General features: G+C 53.9%; 20 protein-coding genes. 8 read left to right on the top strand and 12 right to left on the bottom strand.

Annotated elements, in window-relative coordinates:
• Nucleotides 1-6 precede the first annotated feature (6 nt).
• Nucleotides 7-588 (bottom strand): superoxide dismutase [Fe], encoded by a 582-nt coding sequence (gene sodB, locus O1723_RS12050; protein WP_014883555.1) that lies wholly within the window; start codon nt 586-588, stop codon nt 7-9.
• Nucleotides 589-710: 122 nt separating this feature from the next.
• The gene (locus O1723_RS12045) at nt 711-1,484 is read right to left on the bottom strand and encodes a C40 family peptidase (protein WP_014883556.1); all 774 of its coding nucleotides are present in this window, start codon (nt 1,482-1,484) and stop codon (nt 711-713) included.
• A 338-nt stretch (nt 1,485-1,822) separates the two neighbouring features.
• Here O1723_RS12045 and grxD point away from each other — a divergent pair, with 338 nt between their 5' ends.
• Nucleotides 1,823-2,170 carry a monothiol glutaredoxin 4 gene (gene grxD / locus O1723_RS12040; RefSeq protein WP_003832760.1) on the top strand — a complete coding sequence of 116 codons (348 nt, stop codon included), beginning with the start codon at nt 1,823-1,825 and terminating at the stop codon, nt 2,168-2,170.
• 44 nt (nt 2,171-2,214) lie between these two features.
• Here grxD and rnt read toward each other — a convergent pair whose 3' ends face one another.
• The 5 genes from rnt to eptA all read right to left on the bottom strand — a co-directional run bounded on the left by rnt (nt 2,215) and on the right by eptA (nt 6,886).
• Nucleotides 2,215-2,865 (bottom strand): ribonuclease T, encoded by a 651-nt coding sequence (gene rnt, locus O1723_RS12035; RefSeq protein ID WP_014883557.1) that lies wholly within the window; start codon nt 2,863-2,865, stop codon nt 2,215-2,217.
• Nucleotides 2,866-2,960: 95 nt separating this feature from the next.
• Nucleotides 2,961-3,368, bottom strand: coding sequence for a lactoylglutathione lyase (gene gloA, locus O1723_RS12030; RefSeq protein WP_014883558.1), 408 nt, complete (start codon nt 3,366-3,368; stop codon nt 2,961-2,963).
• A 100-nt stretch (nt 3,369-3,468) separates the two neighbouring features.
• A complete protein-coding gene (gene nemA / locus O1723_RS12025) occupies nt 3,469-4,566 on the bottom strand; it encodes an alkene reductase (RefSeq protein ID WP_014883559.1) in 1,098 nt (365 codons plus the stop codon).
• 53 nt (nt 4,567-4,619) lie between these two features.
• Nucleotides 4,620-5,219 (bottom strand): TetR/AcrR family transcriptional regulator, encoded by a 600-nt coding sequence (locus O1723_RS12020; RefSeq protein ID WP_014883560.1) that lies wholly within the window; start codon nt 5,217-5,219, stop codon nt 4,620-4,622.
• 41 nt (nt 5,220-5,260) lie between these two features.
• On the bottom strand, nt 5,261-6,886 hold the full coding sequence (gene eptA / locus O1723_RS12015; RefSeq protein WP_014883561.1) for a phosphoethanolamine transferase EptA: 1,626 nt from the start codon (nt 6,884-6,886) through the stop codon (nt 5,261-5,263).
• Between the two features lie 149 nt (nt 6,887-7,035).
• Between eptA and O1723_RS12010 the strand changes: the two genes are divergently transcribed.
• The 3 genes from O1723_RS12010 (at nt 7,036) to sodC (ending at nt 8,819) form a co-directional block, all read left to right on the top strand.
• Nucleotides 7,036-7,275 carry a DUF1289 domain-containing protein gene (locus O1723_RS12010; protein ID WP_014883562.1) on the top strand — a complete coding sequence of 80 codons (240 nt, stop codon included), beginning with the start codon at nt 7,036-7,038 and terminating at the stop codon, nt 7,273-7,275.
• Nucleotides 7,276-7,323: 48 nt separating this feature from the next.
• Nucleotides 7,324-8,220 carry an aldo/keto reductase gene (locus O1723_RS12005; protein ID WP_014883563.1) on the top strand — a complete coding sequence of 299 codons (897 nt, stop codon included), beginning with the start codon at nt 7,324-7,326 and terminating at the stop codon, nt 8,218-8,220.
• Between the two features lie 80 nt (nt 8,221-8,300).
• Nucleotides 8,301-8,819 (top strand): superoxide dismutase [Cu-Zn] SodC, encoded by a 519-nt coding sequence (gene sodC / locus O1723_RS12000; protein WP_038421183.1) that lies wholly within the window; start codon nt 8,301-8,303, stop codon nt 8,817-8,819.
• Here the strand turns inward: sodC and O1723_RS11995 are convergent.
• From O1723_RS11995 to O1723_RS11985, 3 genes are read right to left on the bottom strand one after another with little or no spacing between them, the layout of a single operon-like run.
• Complete coding sequence (locus O1723_RS11995) at nt 8,798-10,831, bottom strand: FUSC family protein (RefSeq protein ID WP_014883565.1); 2,034 nt, start codon at nt 10,829-10,831, stop codon at nt 8,798-8,800. The two genes, sodC and O1723_RS11995, sit on opposite strands and share 22 nt — an antisense overlap.
• Nucleotides 10,831-11,691 carry an efflux RND transporter periplasmic adaptor subunit gene (locus tag O1723_RS11990; RefSeq protein WP_014883566.1) on the bottom strand — a complete coding sequence of 287 codons (861 nt, stop codon included), beginning with the start codon at nt 11,689-11,691 and terminating at the stop codon, nt 10,831-10,833. Before O1723_RS11990 ends, O1723_RS11995 begins: the two co-directional genes overlap by 1 nt.
• A gap of 2 nt (nt 11,692-11,693) precedes the next feature.
• Nucleotides 11,694-11,930, bottom strand: a complete 237-nt coding sequence (locus O1723_RS11985) for a DUF1656 domain-containing protein (protein WP_014883567.1) — start codon at nt 11,928-11,930, stop codon at nt 11,694-11,696.
• Between the two features lie 186 nt (nt 11,931-12,116).
• On the opposite strand from O1723_RS11985, the gene slyA reads away from it, so the two are divergent.
• Nucleotides 12,117-12,557 carry a transcriptional regulator SlyA gene (gene slyA / locus O1723_RS11980; protein WP_021241135.1) on the top strand — a complete coding sequence of 147 codons (441 nt, stop codon included), beginning with the start codon at nt 12,117-12,119 and terminating at the stop codon, nt 12,555-12,557.
• Between the two features lie 37 nt (nt 12,558-12,594).
• Here slyA and O1723_RS11975 read toward each other — a convergent pair whose 3' ends face one another.
• Together O1723_RS11975 and slyB are read right to left on the bottom strand one after the other, a co-directional pair.
• Nucleotides 12,595-13,956, bottom strand: coding sequence for a sensor domain-containing diguanylate cyclase (locus tag O1723_RS11975; protein ID WP_023337187.1), 1,362 nt, complete (start codon nt 13,954-13,956; stop codon nt 12,595-12,597).
• A gap of 200 nt (nt 13,957-14,156) precedes the next feature.
• Complete coding sequence (slyB, locus tag O1723_RS11970; RefSeq protein WP_014883569.1) at nt 14,157-14,624, bottom strand: outer membrane lipoprotein SlyB; 468 nt, start codon at nt 14,622-14,624, stop codon at nt 14,157-14,159.
• A 255-nt stretch (nt 14,625-14,879) separates the two neighbouring features.
• Between slyB and anmK the strand changes: the two genes are divergently transcribed.
• The 3 genes from anmK (at nt 14,880) to pdxH (ending at nt 17,135) form a co-directional block, all read left to right on the top strand.
• Entirely contained in the window at nt 14,880-16,004 is a 1,125-nt protein-coding gene (anmK, locus tag O1723_RS11965) for an anhydro-N-acetylmuramic acid kinase (RefSeq protein ID WP_014883570.1), read from the top strand.
• 93 nt (nt 16,005-16,097) lie between these two features.
• Nucleotides 16,098-16,421, top strand: coding sequence for a C-type lysozyme inhibitor (mliC, locus tag O1723_RS11960; RefSeq protein WP_014883571.1), 324 nt, complete (start codon nt 16,098-16,100; stop codon nt 16,419-16,421).
• A gap of 57 nt (nt 16,422-16,478) precedes the next feature.
• Nucleotides 16,479-17,135 (top strand): pyridoxamine 5'-phosphate oxidase, encoded by a 657-nt coding sequence (gene pdxH, locus O1723_RS11955; protein WP_008500575.1) that lies wholly within the window; start codon nt 16,479-16,481, stop codon nt 17,133-17,135.
• Nucleotides 17,136-17,236 lie beyond the last annotated feature (101 nt).

Genomic DNA, 17,236 nt, shown 5'->3' with positions numbered 1-17,236 from the left:
TCTCTCTTACGCGGTGAAGTTCTTCGCGACGAAGTCCCAGTTGACCAGTGCCCAGAAGTGCTCCAGGTAGTTCGGGCGCGCGTTACGGTAATCAATGTAGTAAGCGTGCTCCCACACGTCCACGGTCATCAGCGGCGTAGCGCTGGTGGTCAGCGGGGTGCCTGCATTAGAGGTGGACACGATTGCCAGTTTGCCATCCGCTTCTTTTACCAGCCACGTCCAGCCAGAGCCGAAGTTCTTGATGGCGGCATCCGTAAACTTCGCTTTGAAATCGGCGAAGCTGCCAAAGGCGGCGTTAATCGCGGAAGCCAGTTCACCGGCAGGTTCACCACCGGCATTGGGTGCCAGGCAGTGCCAGTAGAAGGTGTGGTTCCACACCTGAGCCGCGTTGTTAAATACGCCACCCTCTGAGCTACGGACGATCTCTTCCAGCGTTTTGCCTTCGAAATCGGTGCCTTTGATCAGATTGTTCAGGTTGGTGACATACGTCTGGTGATGTTTGCCGTAATGGTATTCCAGGGTTTCCGCAGAAATGTGCGGTGCCAGGGCGTCTTTTGCATACGGTAGTGCAGGTAATTCGAACGACATTGCTTCTCTCCTTATTGTATTTAGCGTTGCCAATAACCACACAGACAACAAGGACAGGATAGCAAATTGAAAGGGTATGCAAAAGAGGAACTTACCCTGCCACGGATGCGGCAGGGCAGGGGTTAGCGAATAGTTTTCGGCGTCATCACGCGACGTGCGCCGACGTAGTGACGCACCCAGTAATCTTCACTCAGGGAGGTGATCTGAATATCCTGGCCGCTGCGCGGTGACTGGATAAATTTCCCGTTGCCGACATAGACACCCACATGGTCAGCCGTGCCGCGGCCTTGCGTGCGGAAGAAGACCAGATCGCCGTTTTCCAGCTCACCACGGCTCACCGGAGAGGCGTCGCGCAGGTGGTACATCTCATTAGCGGTACGCGGAATGCGGAACTTAACCAGATCTTTATAGGCGTAATAGACCAGGCCGCTACAGTCGAAGCCGGTTCGTGGCGAACTGCCACCCCATCGATAAGGTTTGCCAATTTGCCCCATCAGTTTATTCATCGCGGTTTTTTGCGCTTTCTGTACACGGACTTTATGTACTTCCGCGATTTTCGTGACTTTGGTGCATTTCGCTTTGTGGCCTTTACGCGTAATGCATTTTTCAGTGACGAGGTTAGCCGCGGTCAGCGAAGTTTTACTTTTGGTGGTGTGGGCAGTGCGGGAAGATTTTGTTTTGGTCTTGCTGGAAGCGGTTTGTGTCGTCTTGGTGGTCGTCTTTTTCTTTTCGTTCTTTGTGGTGGTTTTTTTCTTACGTTCTGTGGCTTTCACCAGATGGCTTTTTTGTACAGCAGAATGCCGCGCCTGCTGAGAGGCGTTTGCCACTGGCGTGAGAGTGAGTGATGTAAACAGTAAAGCACAGAGCGTGATCGAGATTTTTGTTATCCGCGCCACTGGGCAGTCCCCTGATAAATGCAGGTCATCAATAATACCCGCGAGTGATTTACAAAGCCCGTCGATTCTAATCCATAAAAACCCGAGAAGTTAATAGCATTTTTCAATCTAAAAACCTGTTTCGTTAGCAAGTGCAAAAAAATTCATCGTTCTGTCGCACAATTGTTCACTCCCTAAGCAAAACCCTGACTGCCGCAGGGTTAAACACCATTTGCAATGCAACTTTTGTAGAGTCGCGGTAAAATGTATAAACGTGACGAAAATGTTATTTTCCGATGCCAGCCTGACCCGCTACAATGTCAGACTATTGCCGTAACAGAAGTTAAAGGAAGCAAGACATGAGCACCACTATTGAAAAAATCCAGCGCCAGATCGCTGAAAACCCGATTCTGCTGTATATGAAAGGTTCTCCGAAGCTGCCAAGCTGCGGCTTCTCCGCGCAAGCGGTTCAGGCGCTCTCAGCCTGTGGTGAGCGTTTTGCTTACGTTGATATCCTGCAGAACCCGGACATCCGTGCTGAGCTGCCAAAATACGCTAACTGGCCAACCTTCCCGCAGCTGTGGGTAGACGGTGAGCTGGTAGGCGGCTGCGATATCCTGATTGAAATGTATCAGCGCGGTGAACTGCAGCAGCTGATCAAAGAGACCGCGGCGAAGTACAAAACCGAAGAGCCGGACGCAGAGTAAGTTTGCTGCGCAAATAAAAAAGCGACCTGTTAAGGTCGCTTTTTTTATTCTTCGCTGTCACCTGTCGGCAGCGGCCAGCCGCCCAGTCGCTTCCAGCGGTTGACGATCTCACAGAACAGCTCTGCGGTGCGCTCCGTGTCATACAGAGCCGAGTGTGCCTGCGTGCCGTCAAATTCAATACCCGCCGTAATACAGGCTTTTGATAACACCGTTTGTCCCAGCGCCAGACCGCTCAGTGCAGCCGTGTCGAAGGTGACAAACGGGTGGAAAGGGTTGCGTTTGAGCGAGGCGCGCTCCGCTGCGGCCATGGTAAAGGTGTGATCGAAGGTGGCGTTATGCGCCACCATGATGGCGCGGCTGCAGTTACTCTCTTTCATGCCTTTACGCACCATTTTAAAAATGGCGTGCAGCGCATCATATTCGCCTACCGCACCGCGCAGTGGGTTATGCGGATCGATACCGTTAAAGGCCAGCGCTTCCGGCTGTAAGTTTGCCCCTTCGAAAGGTTCAACGTGGAAATGCAGCGTGGTGTCTGGTGTAAGCCAGCCCTGTTCATCCATCTTCAGCGTGATGGCGGCAATTTCGAGCAGCGCATCGGTTTTAGCGTTAAATCCGGCTGTTTCTACATCAATGACAACGGGATAAAAACCACGAAAACGGTCGCACAGACCGCTAAATTGAGCGTTATCGGACATCAGGGTCTCTTACAAGGGGAAAAAGCAGAGCGCATTATGGCAAATTTTGCGGGGTGATGCAGTAAAACTACGGGCGCATATTGCGCCCTGAGGGATCAGTTGCCCAGACCACGACCGGCATCTTTGGCTTCAATCAGCTCGATTTTGTAACCGTCCGGATCTTCCACAAATGCAATCACAGTGGTGCCGCCTTTAACCGGACCCGCTTCACGGGTGACGTTACCGCCGTTGCTGCGGATGCGTTCGCACGCTTCGGCTGCGTTGTCCACTTCCAGCGCGATATGGCCGTAGGCGTTGCCGAGGTCATAGCTGTCCACGCCCCAGTTATAGGTCAGCTCAATCACCGCTTCATCCGTTTCCGGGCCGTAACCCACGAACGCCAGCGAGTATTTGTATTCCGGGTTTTCGCTGGTGCGCAGCAGTTTCATGCCCAGTACGTTAGTGTAGAAATCAATAGAACGTTGCAGATCGCCAACGCGCAGCATGGTGTGAAGTAGGCGCATAATTTCCTCATTAACCAATGGATTTGAATATTTTTTTGAACAGAAACGATGTTTTAGTATAGCGGCGAAGTGTCGCCGCTATCAATGAACAATGGTGAGATTAGAGAGAAGGGTAGTCGGTGTAACCTTCAGCGCCGCCGCCGTAGAAGCTTTCAGGACGCTGCGGGTTCAGAGCGGCTTTCTGTTGCAGACGGGCAACCAGGTCCGGGTTGGCGATATAGTCGCGGCCAAACGCGACGGCATCGATCAGCCCTTTGCCGATCAGGTCTTCCGCTTTCTCTGGCGTATAGGCACCCGCACCGATGATCACCCCGTGGAAGCGCTCACGCACTTTCTGACGGAAGGCTTCCGTATAGGGTTTACCGCCGGCCCAGTCTGGCTCAGACATGTGCAGATAGGCGATACCGCGTTTTGCCAGCTCTTCAATCAGATAGAGCGCATCCGCTTCTTCGTTCGGGCCGTTGTCGACGTTCTGGAAAGAACCGATCGGGGAGACGCGAATGCCGATACGATCCGGGCTCCACTCCTGGCATACGGCATCAACCACTTCCAGCACCAGACGGGCGCGGTTCTCGACGCTGCCGCCATACTGGTCGGTACGCTGGTTAGATGACGGTGACAGGAACTGGTGCAGCAGGTAACCGTGCGCGGAGTGCAGCTCAATCAAATCAAAACCTGCTTCACGGGCGTTGGCCACGGCCTGACGGAAATCGTTCACGATACCCGGGATCTCATCCAGCTCCAGGGCGCGCGGCGTTGAGGTATCGACGCGGATCGCGTTACCGTTTTCATCACGCAGCGAGGTGCGGGTGTTAGCATTCAGGGCAGAGGCTGAAACCGGTGCCTGGCCGCCAGGCTGAATGCTGCTGTGGGAGATACGACCGGTGTGCCACAGCTGGACGGCAATGCGCCCCTCTTCAGCATGCACGCCCGCGGTAATTTTCTGCCATGCGGCGATCTGTTCCGGGCTGTGCAGCCCCGGCGCACCCGCATAACCTTTAGCCTGAGCAGAAATCTGCGTAGCTTCGGTGATGATCAGGCCGGAACTGGCGCGCTGACGATAGTATTCACCCATCAGTGGGGTGGGGATGTCACCCGGCTCAATGCTGCGCAGACGGGTAAGCGGAGCCATGAACACGCGGTTTGGCGCGGTAACGGCACCCACTTTTAAGGGGGTAAATAATTTTTCAGCTGACATAAAGACTCCTGAGTAGACCAGTCGACTAGTAATAAGATAAATAAAAACGCCTGTTAAATGCCAGGCGCAGTAATTGTGTTTTTCACATGTGCCAGCGCGCTTTCCAGCGGCACGGCACTGCGCGAAATCTTGGCCTGCAGGTTAGCGCCTAACCATAGCGCGTATAACACCTGCGCCTGAGTCAGAGGCTCACCCGAAAAGGCCAGCGTTTTTTCATTGCGGCCTTTTTCCAGCGCCTGGGCCAGCAGGGCGATAACACCGCTGGCACCTTTATCCATCGCCGTGCGCATATCTTCGGAGAGATCGCACACTTCGGCAGACAGTTTTACCGTCAGGCATCCGCTGATAATGCCCTGCTGACAGAACTGATTCAGCGTTTCCTGATAGTAGTTCAGAACACGATCCCGATAGTTACCTTCACCCGTGGCGAAGTGGGTTGCGAGACGCTGATGGTAGCCCGCATAGTGCCGCTCCAGCATCGCCACGCCAAACGCCTCTTTGGACCGGAAGTAGTGATAAAACGACCCCTTCGGTACCTCAGCGGTTTTTAATAGCTCGCTTAACCCCATGCCGGTGAAACCGCGATGCATGCAAAGCCGCTCGCCAGTCGCCAGTAGATGTTCGCGGGTATCGTGTTCAGTATTTCTGCTCATGGCCTCACTCTAATAGACCGTTCGGTCTAATGCAAGCCTGTTTACTGCCGACAACCATTCAGAATATCCAGCTGCTGTTGATAAACCTTTGATTTAATGTCCATCATACCCAGCACCGTTGAGAATAAATTGTCCTGCGAAACCGCATTTTTTGCCGCATAGTCGCGTAAGCACTGCGCGTTGATGCCAAAGTTTTTTGCATAATCCGGCGATAGCCAGAACATAAACGGGATGTGCGTTTGTTGCTCGGGTGCCAGCATGTATGGCGTACCGTGCAGGTAAATACCGCTTTCACCCAGCGATTCACCGTGGTCTGACAAATAAATCAGGGCGGTGTTCATGTTCGCCTGACGGGCTTTCAGTGCGTCAATGGTTTTGCTGACCATGCTGTCGGTATACAGGATGGTGTTGTCATAGGTGTTCATCAGCGCCTGATGATCGCAATCCTGAATTTCGTTCGTGTCGCAGGTTGGGGTGAATTTACGGAAATTGTCCGGGTAACGGCGATAGTACGCCGGACCGTGGCTGCCCATCAGGTGGATAACCAGCACCGTATCTTGCTTCACGCCATCCAGCACGTTGTCCAGACGGTAGAAGTTCACATCGTCAATACAGGATTTGTCTTTGCAGAACTGATCCAGATTCCACTGCGTCATGTCGGTATGAGGCACGCGATCGCAGGCGCCTTTACAGCCGCCGTCGTTATCGCGCCACAGCAGGTTGACGCCCGCGTGCCTGAGCACGTCAAGCAGCCCTTCCTGATGCCGAGCCAGGTCGGCATCGTATTTGCTGCGCGTCATGCCGGAGAACATGCAGGGAACGGAAACCGCGGTTTCGGTGCCACATGAAGAGGCCTGCGGGAAGTTAATCACGTCCTGCTTTTTCAGCTCGGGGTTGGTTTCGCGCCCGTAACCGTTCAGGGAGTAGTTTGCCGCGCGAGAGGCTTCGCCGACGACAAGCACCAGAACGGTTTTCTTTTGCTGACCCGCAATCAGCGAGCCTTTATGCGCATCTTCGCCAATGCGCACCAGCGTTTGATCGCCGGCAAACCAGCGCATTTTGCTGTACTTCACCACGGCGCTGACATAGTTCGCCGGGGTAACCATTTTGACGATGCTTTTGTTATTGCGGAACAGCGACGCGTAATCTTTATAAAACAGTGCGGCAATCAGGATGATTACCAGCAGAGCGCCCAGCATCGCGGCTACGCGCGTCAGCAGCGCGTACCACCATTTTCCGGTACGAATTCGGGTGAGAGCCAGCACCACGGAGGGCACGAGGCCAGCAACAACAATCCACAGAATCATCTGCGGGGTAACCAGGGCGGTGGCTTCCTGAGAGTTGGTTTCGAACACGTTGACGATCATGTTCTGATCGATGACCGCGCCGTAGGTATACATAAAATAGGTTGCCGCAGCGCAACCGACAGTTAAAACGATCAGCAGCGGCTTACGGATGTACGGGATATTGAGCAGGCTAAAAACAATTACCCAGCCACAAAACAGCACCACCGGCACGGACGCGGCAAAGAGAATGTCGTGCAGATGCGCAGGGGCAATAATGGCCCAGCTGCGCTGGATAAACAGCCCGTTCAGCAGAGTAAAAAAGAGTGCACAGCCCAGAGTAAATTTAATATCGTTACATTGTAACTTTTTGATTAACTGCATCGATCGAAAAACCTGTTCTTATGATGATGGGCTGAGTATAGAGAGGGAAGATTAGTGAAACCTTAATGCCACAAAACTGTGGTAAAGCCCTTGCACCTGACGCGTTTAGCGTCTTCACTGTAGGTGAGAGTGGTCATGCGGAGGTCAGTGTGGCAGAGCAACTGGAGTTTTTCCCCATCCAGAGCCCGTGCCGGGGTATTTGTCAGGTAGATGAACGCGGATATTGCCGCGGGTGCATGCGCACCCGTGACGAGCGCTTTAACTGGCAAAACTTCAGCGACACGCAAAAACAGGAGGTGCTCCGGCTATGCCGGCAGCGACTTCTGCGCAAAATCCGCGCAAACAAAGCCGCTGAGACCGAAGAACCTCAGCAACCTTCACTGTTTTAACACGGTAATTGCGTATACTCATGACATCACGTCCTTGAGGAAAATGTTATGGTTCAGCGAATTACCCTTGCCCCCCAGGGGCCAGAATTCTCCCGTTTTGTGATGGGCTACTGGCGCCTGATGGACTGGAATATGTCCCCCCTCCAGCTGGCGAGCTTTATTGAAGAGCATATCGATTTAGGGGTCACGACCGTCGATCATGCGGATATTTACGGTGGCTACCTGTGTGAAGCTGCATTCGGCGAGGCGCTCAAGCTTGTTCCGGCACTCCGCGACCGCATGGAGATCGTCACGAAGTGTGGGATTGCCACCACCGCAAAACCTGAGCACGCCCTCGGCCATTACATCACCGACAGCGCGCATATCATCAAGAGCGCTGAGCAGTCGCTGGTCAATCTGGCGACGGATCGCATCGATCTGCTGCTGATTCACCGCCCAGACCCGCTGATGGACGCCGATGAGGTGGCGGAAGCGTTCCTGCATCTGCATCAGAGTGGGAAAGTGCGTCACTTCGGCGTCTCAAACTTTACCCCGGCACAGTTTGCACTGCTTCAGTCTCGGCTGCCGTTTACCCTGGCCACTAACCAGGTGGAAATTTCCCCTGTCCATCAGCCGCTGCTGCTGGACGGTACGCTCGACCAGCTGCAACAGCTGCGTATTCGCCCGATGGCCTGGTCCTGCCTGGGAGGCGGACGCCTGTTTAATGATGAGGCGTTCCAGCCGTTGCGCAATGAACTGGAAACCATCGCCCGTGAGCTGAACGCGGAGAGCATTGAACAGGTGGTGTATGCGTGGATCCTGCGTCTGCCGTCAAAACCGCTGCCGATTATTGGCTCCGGAAAAATCGAACGCGTTCGTTCTGCACTGGCCGCGGAAGAGCTGGAGATGACACGTCAGCAGTGGTTCCGCATCCGCAAAGCCGCGCTGGGTTACGACGTGCCTTAAACCGCCATAATCTGACTTTCCGGTGAAATCTTTGCCTCTGGTATACACTTAAGGGGCAAAAAATAACCCGCGGAGGTCATATGAAGCGTTTTACTCTGGCATTGGTCACGCTGGTTGTTTGCGCAGGAGCGCAGGCAGCCAGCGACGAAGTGGAAATGAATCTCGTCACCTCTCAGGGTGTGGGTCAGTCTATCGGGACGGTGAAAATCACTGAGACCGACAAGGGGCTGGAATTCGCGCCCAATCTCAAAGCACTCCCGCCCGGCGAACACGGCTTTCATGTTCATGCCAAAGGAAGCTGCCAGCCTGCAATGAAAGAGGGTAAACCGTCCGCGGCGGAAGCCGCCGGGGGGCATCTCGATCCGCAACATTCAGGCAAACATGAAGGGCCAGACGGTATGGGGCACCTTGGCGATCTGCCGGTGCTGGTGGTGAACAATGACGGTAAAGCCACCGATCCGGTCGTGGCCCCGCGCCTAAAAAAACTGGATGAAGTAAAAGGCAAAGCGCTGATGATCCACGTGGGCGGCGATAACATGTCCGATCAGCCTAAACCGCTTGGCGGCGGCGGGGCACGTTATGCCTGCGGCGTGATCTGATCCCCAATGGTGCCCGGTGGGGGAGCCTGTTCCAGCTGCGACAGCGAGCAGTGCAGGCGCCAGATGATTGAGGCTAAATCACGGGCTGCGGGAAGATGGTGATGCGCGAGGGTATCGCAGATCCGTTGCAGTTCAGCCAGCGTGACCTCCAGAGGCCGCTGCTGGACACCGCGTTCACTCATCACGTCGCGTAGCAGGGAAATGCAAACATCGCGCACCTGCGACAGCGGGTCGGACCGCGTTTCCCATGCGCGAAGCTGCCAGACCACATGCGAACAGTTCAACAGCACCACGCCCCAGCGCAGCAGCCAGCGGCGGGAAAGTGCGTCATGGCTGTTATTGAGCTGGCTGACATGGTGATACACCAGCGATTCATACTCGCTTTCACGCAGATGTGGTTTGCGGCTGAGCTGGTCGACAAACCCTCTGCGTAATTCCCTGATATGTCGTCGGCTCTTACGTGCATCAGAGCCGGGACGCAATACCGCAAATGCGAGCCATGCCAGCCCCACGCCCAGGATCTTTGCCAGGTTATCATTGAGAAAATCGGCGTAATCATACACCGGCGGATTCGTCACGGAGATAAACGAGCCCATAAAGACAATCAACTGGCCCCACAGGCCCGCCAGTTTCGGCATTTGCAGCTTGAGGAGTTGCATCGTCGTTAACAGCGGAAACAGGAACAGCAGGAACTGCCAGAGATCGCTTATCTGCACCATCAGGCCAAACTTCACGGCGAAACTGAACAATGACAGGAGTACCAGCGTGCGCAGCAGTAGCGTAAGAGAGTTAAACGGCGAGGCCGCGACGGAGTAAAGCACGCAGCTGATGGCGGCAAGCGTCAGGGCCGCGGCACCGGATTCCCACTGCGTGGTGATGCTCCACGCCCCAACCAGCGTCAGCGCACAAAAGGTGCGAAAACCACTCCACAGTGCTTCCAGATAATCGGTATGTCGGGCGAGAGCCGGGCTGCCGGGGACATTAAATTCCGTTACCGGCGTGGCATTCTCGACGGCATTAATCCAGCGGCTACTGCGCAGATATAACCGGCAAAAGTAATTCAGGCGCTGCCAGAATGCGCGATGGCGATAATCATACTCATCCGTCGGGGCGAGCGGGGCGATGATCTTCGCGACGGTGTAAATATCCGCGTCAGGACGCGCAAGCGTCGCGAGCAGCGTCTCAATGACGGCGCGGGTATTTTCAGGGGGCGTTGGCCAGTTGAGCAGCATCCGGCGCAGGCTGGAGATGGCGCTGGTCATACGCAGCTGCTGGTGCAGCAAATAGTTGAGCAGCGTGTTCTGACGACGAAAACGGTAATGACTCCAGAAAGCCTGTATGCGCAACAGGTTCATGGTCAGGATCTGCCCGATAACCTTTTCATGCGCGAGACGGATGTCATCACTGGTATCCGGTTGCCACAGCAGGCTTGCATGTTCCAGCAACCGGGTATGCATGGTCTTCAGCGCGGTAATCAGCGTCGTACCGTCGGAGGTGCTGGGCAGGATCATCATCATAAACCCGCCGCTGAGGATCCCGACAATCACCTCACAGACGCGCGCCTGTGCAATATCCCACAGTTCGGTGGTATCGAGCACATTGACGACCGGGAAGGCAATGATGGCCGCGGTATAGCCCGCTAACTGGAAAGCGTAGGCCACGTTATTGGTAAAATGGGCGCAGGCCCAGGTACAACATCCCAGCCACGCCGCCATGCTCAGCAGGAATAGCCACGGATCGTTCAGCGTATGCCCCGCGATAATTAACGCCGCGGTGGCGCCTAACAGACTCCCCGCGATGCGCCCAAGGCTTTTGCTGATCACTCCGCCAACGGTAGGGAAACTCACCACCGCGGCTGAGGTCATCGCCCAGTAGGGTTGGTCAAGATTCAGGTAATAGGCGACCGTCAGCGCCAGACACATGGCGATGCCATTACGCAGCGCGTAGCGCCACTGAGGACGCGTCGCTTTCATCCACGGCGTGTTTTGCCAGGAGAGCGCCTGCAGCTTCATTAACGGCTTCCGATGGAGACGGTGCAGGTGGTGCCGGATACCAGCGTGATGCCCTCGGGTAAACGGTCAAACTCCACGCGCACAGGCACACGTTGAGCCAGGCGCACCCAGGGGACGTTCGGCTTTATGTCCGGTACGAGGCCGGAATCAGTTTCAACGCTTTGATCGTAAATGGCGCGACCGATGCTGGAGACGTGACCCTGTAACGTTTGCGAACCGCTGTAAAGGGTAATGGCCGCAGGTGAACCCTCGCGAATGTGGCGAAGCTTGGTCTCTTCAAAATAGCCCACCACGTAGAAGGAGTGGCTGTCGACAAGGGCAAAAACAGGCTGGCCGGTGGTGGCGTAGTTACCCACCCGGGCAGAGAGGTTAGTCACCCATCCATCTACAGGTGCGGTAATCACGGTTTGGGTCAGTTCCCACTGTGCCTGCTTAAGCGTCGCCTGAGCTACGTTGACGCTTGCCTGCATGGCCTTGACGTTAAGGTTGGCGGTATCCAAATCTTCCGCTGAGATGTAGTTTTGCGATAAGTGACGGCGGCGATTGGCTTCGTTATTGGCCTTCGCCAGGTCTGACTGGGCTTTCGCCAGCTGCGCCTGGGCATTCAGAACGGCAATATGGTAGGGGGTATCGTCGATACGGAACAGTTCCTCTCCCTTTTTAACATACTGGTTATCCTTCACCAGGAGCGTGGTAATACTTCCCGACACCTGCGGGGTGATGCTGACCTGCTCGGCGCGAACTTTGCCGTCACGCGTCCAGGGGGACTGCATATAAAAATTCCAGAGCCACCAGCCGGCGATCAGCGCGAGGACCAGGACAAACAGGGTGGAAAAGTACTTCAGCGTTTTCAGAGGCATATTCACCACACGGTCAAAACAGCAAGGCCCAGACTGACACAGAGGGCGAACAGGGAGAGATCCATCAACATGGGATGCCAGATTTCGCCGGAATACATCCAGTCGCGAAGCAGGCGGTGCGCAACGAGCCAGAGGATAAAGCCCACCAGCACGGCTTTAAACAGGGGAGGAAAGTAGACTGACGCACCGAAGATCAGGTCCTGGAGGGGTAAACCCTCTGAGCGATGAAAAAAGGTCACAAGCAGAGATCCTTTGCAGTGAACAGAATGCCGCGTTGGCTTGTCTGAGTATAAAGAAGCATCAGAATTCAGTGTAAGTCATACTTTTGAGTTAGATGAATGCAGTATTGCATTTGTTTTGCCAATACAAATGCTGCACACTATTCTAAAATCAGTATAATAACTTAGCAAGCTAATTATAAGGAGATGAAATTGGAATCGCCATTAGGTTCTGATCTGGCAAGGTTGGTACGCGTCTGGCGTGCTCTGATTGACCATCGCCTGAAACCTCTGGAATTGACACAGACGCATTGGGTCACGCTGCACAACATTCATCAGTTGCCGCCTGACCAGTCGCAAATTCAACTGGCAAAAGCGATAGGTATTGAGCAACCGTCGCTGGTGCGTACGCTTGATCAACTGGAAGAGAAGGGGCTGATCTCCCGGCAAACCTGCGCCAGCGATCGTCGCGCCAAGCGGATTAAACTCACTGAGAAAGCAGCGCCCATTATTACCGAAATGGAAGCTGTGATTACCAAAACGCGCGGTGAAATCCTTTCAGGCGTTTCACCTGCGGAGCTGGAAATGCTCATCAGCCTCATTGCTCGCCTTGAGCAGAACATCCACGAGCTGCAGTCTCGCGACTGACCAGACAACAAGGCCTTGCATCTGCAAGGCCTTTTTCCTATCTAAAGACAACGACGCGGTTTCGGCCAGTCTCTTTCGCTTCATACATCGCTTTATCGGCGCTTTCCACGCACTCTTCTGCGGTCACGGACGATGATGTTGCCGTAAACACACCCATGCTGATGGTAATGGGCTCCGGTAGCTGACCTTCACTGGTGGTTTTATCAAAGCTGCTCAGCTTCAGCCGTATGCGTTCCGCCACCTGGCATGCTGCGTCTGAAGGGGTATTTGCCAGCATCAGGACAAACTCTTCACCACCGATACGCGCCGCGATGTCCTGCGGGCGCACGGAATCCACCAGCAGATTGGCGACAAACTGTAAGACTTTGTCCCCCTGCAGGTGACCGTAGTTGTCGTTGATACGCTTGAAGCGATCGAGATCGCTGACGATAACCGAAACAGGGCGGCTGGATTTTGCGACATCCAGCGCCTGATTTAACGATTCATAAAAATAGCTGCGGTTATACAGGCGCGTAAGCGGATCGCGAATCGAATTCTGATACGACTGCTGATACTTTAAATGCGATTCACGGTACAAGCTGAAGACATCGCAGAGCAGAACAAAAATAATCAGCAGCGTGGCGACGGTTTCAAATAACCGGGCGCGATACCACGATATGTCTTCGGCATGTCCACCTAATAACAGCATTGAGAGCGTGACGATGTAGCAGACACAAAGAAAATTACCGGTCACCCAGAACAGATTACGTACGCGCGTCATATACATCAGCGTAGCTAATGTCACCACCCAGAGGACAATTAATGAAATATTAATGCTGTGGCTCCAGAGAACCATAAACTGCCGCGTTTCATTATCAACCAGGTCGAGGGATAAAAAATCAAAATGGCTGGAATACATCCACGCCAACATCACGCCACCGGCAGTAAAAAGAAATGTCGTGCTGACGATAGCGATATGCGTCAGCCTCGAAAGGGGCTGATTACGCAGGGGAAACAGCAGGGCCGAAGCGATGAACAGGACCGCCATGATGAGATGGCGGAACATATAGTAGATCATCGCATCGTTATAGTTCACGACGTTGAACTGGTAGAGATCCAGCCAGGCGGGAAAACTGGACAACGTTCCAATCATTAGCAATGCCGAACCGGCAAAGGCAAAAGCGATGGCAACCAGATACAGACGCCTCTTATCACACCAGTATTTCATTGCCATAAAACAGGCAATAAACAGGTGAAATACCAGTAAAAAAATGGTGAGCGTGGGGAACAACAGCGGCGAAAAGGAAGGAACCCATTCAACCAGTGTTGAAAATAAACCCTGTAATATTCCGATGACAACAACACAACCGAAACAGAACGAGAGATAACGACCTTTTACGGTAAGACTATTCGCAAGCATATAAATTTTTTTAAATAATTAAAGATGAATGAACAGGAGGTAATAGCGAAGAGTCTAATCAATTGAAACAATAATTACTTTGCGCAGAAACAATATACGGTTCGGTAAATAATGGGGGGGTGAATATATTTTGTAAATATATTCATGAAAATGATATATATTGTAAAGGGATGTGGCCTGATAGCCACATCCCGTTTTAATTAACGTGGGGAAACGGTCACCTGGCTTCCGTTGCTTGCCAGCACGACACGCTGACCAGCAGAGAAACGGGTATTCCCCTGTTTCTGAACAACCATAATGGTGCTGCCGTCGTCTTTACGAATTTCCAGCTCAACACCCTGCGTTTTGTTCATTGCACCCTGAACGCCCTGGCCTGCAACACCACCCGCCACAGCGCCCGCAGCGGTCGCCAGAGAACGGCCTGTACCGCCGCCAACGGTATTCCCGAGGAAACCACCCAGAACAGCACCGCCGATTGCGCCCATAACGTTGTTGTCATCGCCACCCTGAATTTGTACAGGACGGGCGTTAACAACGGTACCGTAAGTCACGCTCTGAACCTGTTTTGCTTCAGAAGCGCTGTAAACGTCGCCAGACAGTGAGCTGTCATTCACACAGCCAGCCAGGGTTAAACCAATCAGCGAAACGCCCAGTACACGTACAATCATTTGAATCTCCTGTTCACCAAAAACGCCCAATTGGAGGCATCCGTTATGGCTAAATTATATGGCATAAGGGGCCATAGTTCATATCTTTGCACTAACAATAAGAAAATTGTACTTGAATTTGACTTAACGAGACATAAACAGGTTCTGCTCATGTCACCCGCAGGACATTGTTAAAAAATATTATCGCTGGATGGCAAAGCCGTGCTGTTTATGGTTGAGTGGATAACCTTAGCCCACGCAACGTAAGGAAAGCGCATGAAATCGGGTCGCTACATTGGTGTGATGTCGGGCACCAGTCTGGATGGGGTAGATGTCGTTCTGGCCGCCATTGATGAACGTATGGTCGCTCAGCAGGCGAGCCTGACCTGGCCCATTCCCATTTCACTGAAAGAGGATATTCTGAGTATCTGTCAGGGGCAGCAATTGACGCTCTCTCAGCTAGGGCAACTTGACGTCCGCCTGGGAGCACTGTTTGCTGATGCGGTACAGGCGTTAATGCAAAAAGAAAATCTTCGACCGCAGGATGTGGTTGCCATCGGATGCCATGGACAGACCGTCTGGCATGAGCCGGTTGGTGATGCGCCGCATACGATGCAAATCGGTGATAACAACCAGATTGTGGCGAAGACGGGCGTCACGGTCGTCGGCGATTTCCGTCGTCGCGATATTGCGCTTGGCGGCCAGGGGGCACCGCTGGTGCCGGCGTTCCATCAGGCGCTACTGGCACACCCTTCAGAACGCCGGATGGTGCTGAATATCGGCGGAATTGCCAACCTGTCAATGCTCATTCCCGGGCAGCCTGTCCGGGGCTACGATACCGGTCCAGGTAATATGTTAATGGATGCCTGGATCTGGCGGCAGTGCGGGCAACCCTATGATAAAAACGCCGAGTGGGCGAGCGAGGGTAAAGTGATTCTCCCGCTGTTGCAGTCGATGCTCAGCGATCCCTACTTTGCTTTACCGGCGCCGAAAAGCACGGGGCGTGAATACTTCAACGTTGGCTGGCTTGAACGTCAGCTGGCGCCATTCCCGGCACTGGCTCCGCAGGATGTCCAGACGACGCTTGCCGAATTAACGGCGGTGTCGATCTCTGAGCAGGTACTTCTCAGCGGCGGATGCGAACGTCTGCTGGTGTGCGGCGGTGGAAGCCGAAATCCGCTGGTGATGGCGCGTCTGGCCGCGTTACTGCCGGGTACGGAAGTGACCACGACAGACGAGGCGGGTATCAGTGGGGATGATATGGAAGCGCTGGCTTTCGCCTGGCTTGCCTGGCGCACCATCGCCGGGCTTCCGGGTAATTTACCGTCGGTGACCGGCGCGCGCGAGGCCAGCGTCCTCGGGGCGATTTACCCGGCAAATCCTCGTCATAATCAGAGTTAACTGAAATTCAGCGCGGCGTCTCGTCGTTAGAATGGAATGAAACAGGAGGGCAGCCATGCCCTCCAGGACCAGGAAAGTCTTCGGAATACGCCCATGAAAAAAATTCTTCTTATTGTCGCGCCTTTATTGCTGTCAGGATGCAGCGTCTACAACCAGTTCCTTGAGCGTATGCAGACCGATACGCTGGAGTATCGCTGCGATGAAAAACCGCTGACCGTGAAGCTGAATAATCCACGTCAGGAAGCCAGTTTTGTTTATGACAATAAACTGCTGACCCTCAAGCAGGGCATGTCGGCCTCCGGGGCACGTTATTCCGACGGTATCTACGTCTTCTGGTCGAAAGGGGATAGCGCCACGGTCTACAAACGCGACCGCATCGTGCTGAACAATTGCCAGCTTGAAAATCCGAAGCGTTGAGATTTTTACAGGGGCGGCGCACAATAGCGCCACCCAATCTCAACGTCAGCTAACGCCATGTCAGATAACGACGAACTGCAGCAAATTGCGCATCTGCGCCGTGAATACACCAAAGGCGGCCTGCGTCGCCAGGATCTTCCCGCTGAACCCCTCGTGCTTTTTGAACGCTGGCTGAAACAGGCCTGCGAAGCGAAACTGGCCGACCCAACGGCCATGGTTGTCGCAACGGTAGATGAAAACGGTCAACCGTATCAGCGCATCGTCCTGCTCAAGCATTATGATGAGAAAGGGCTGGTGTTTTATACCAACCTCGGCAGCCGAAAAGCGCACCATTTAGAAAACAATCCGCGCATCAGCCTGCTGTTCCCCTGGCACATGCTGGAACGTCAGGTCATGGTCACCGGCAAAGCGGAACGTCTCTCGACCCTTGAAGTGGTGAAATATTTCCACAGCCGTCCGCGTGACAGCCAGATTGGTGCCTGGGTTTCAAAACAGTCCAGCCGAATCTCTGCCCGCGGTGTCCTGGAGAGCAAGTTCCTGGAACTGAAACAGAAGTTCCAGCAGGGGGAAATCCCACTGCCAAGCTTCTGGGGCGGCTTCCGTATCCCGATTGAGCAGATTGAGTTCTGGCAGGGCGGTGAACATCGCCTGCACGACCGCTTTTTATACCAGCGCGAGAATGGCGGCTGGAAAATCGACAGACTGGCACCGTAATCCCCGAAATTTGTTGATTTAAGCGCTAGCGCACACCGCGCTTGCGCTTTATTCTATGGTCCTTTCGCATCAGGCGAAAAGTCGTGTACCGGCAAAGGTGC

The organism is Enterobacter cloacae complex sp. HYC080_NIDB (assembly GCF_056673325.1).
Note: the sequence above shows the minus strand (reverse complement) of the source record. Positions and strands in the feature narration are given on the sequence as shown.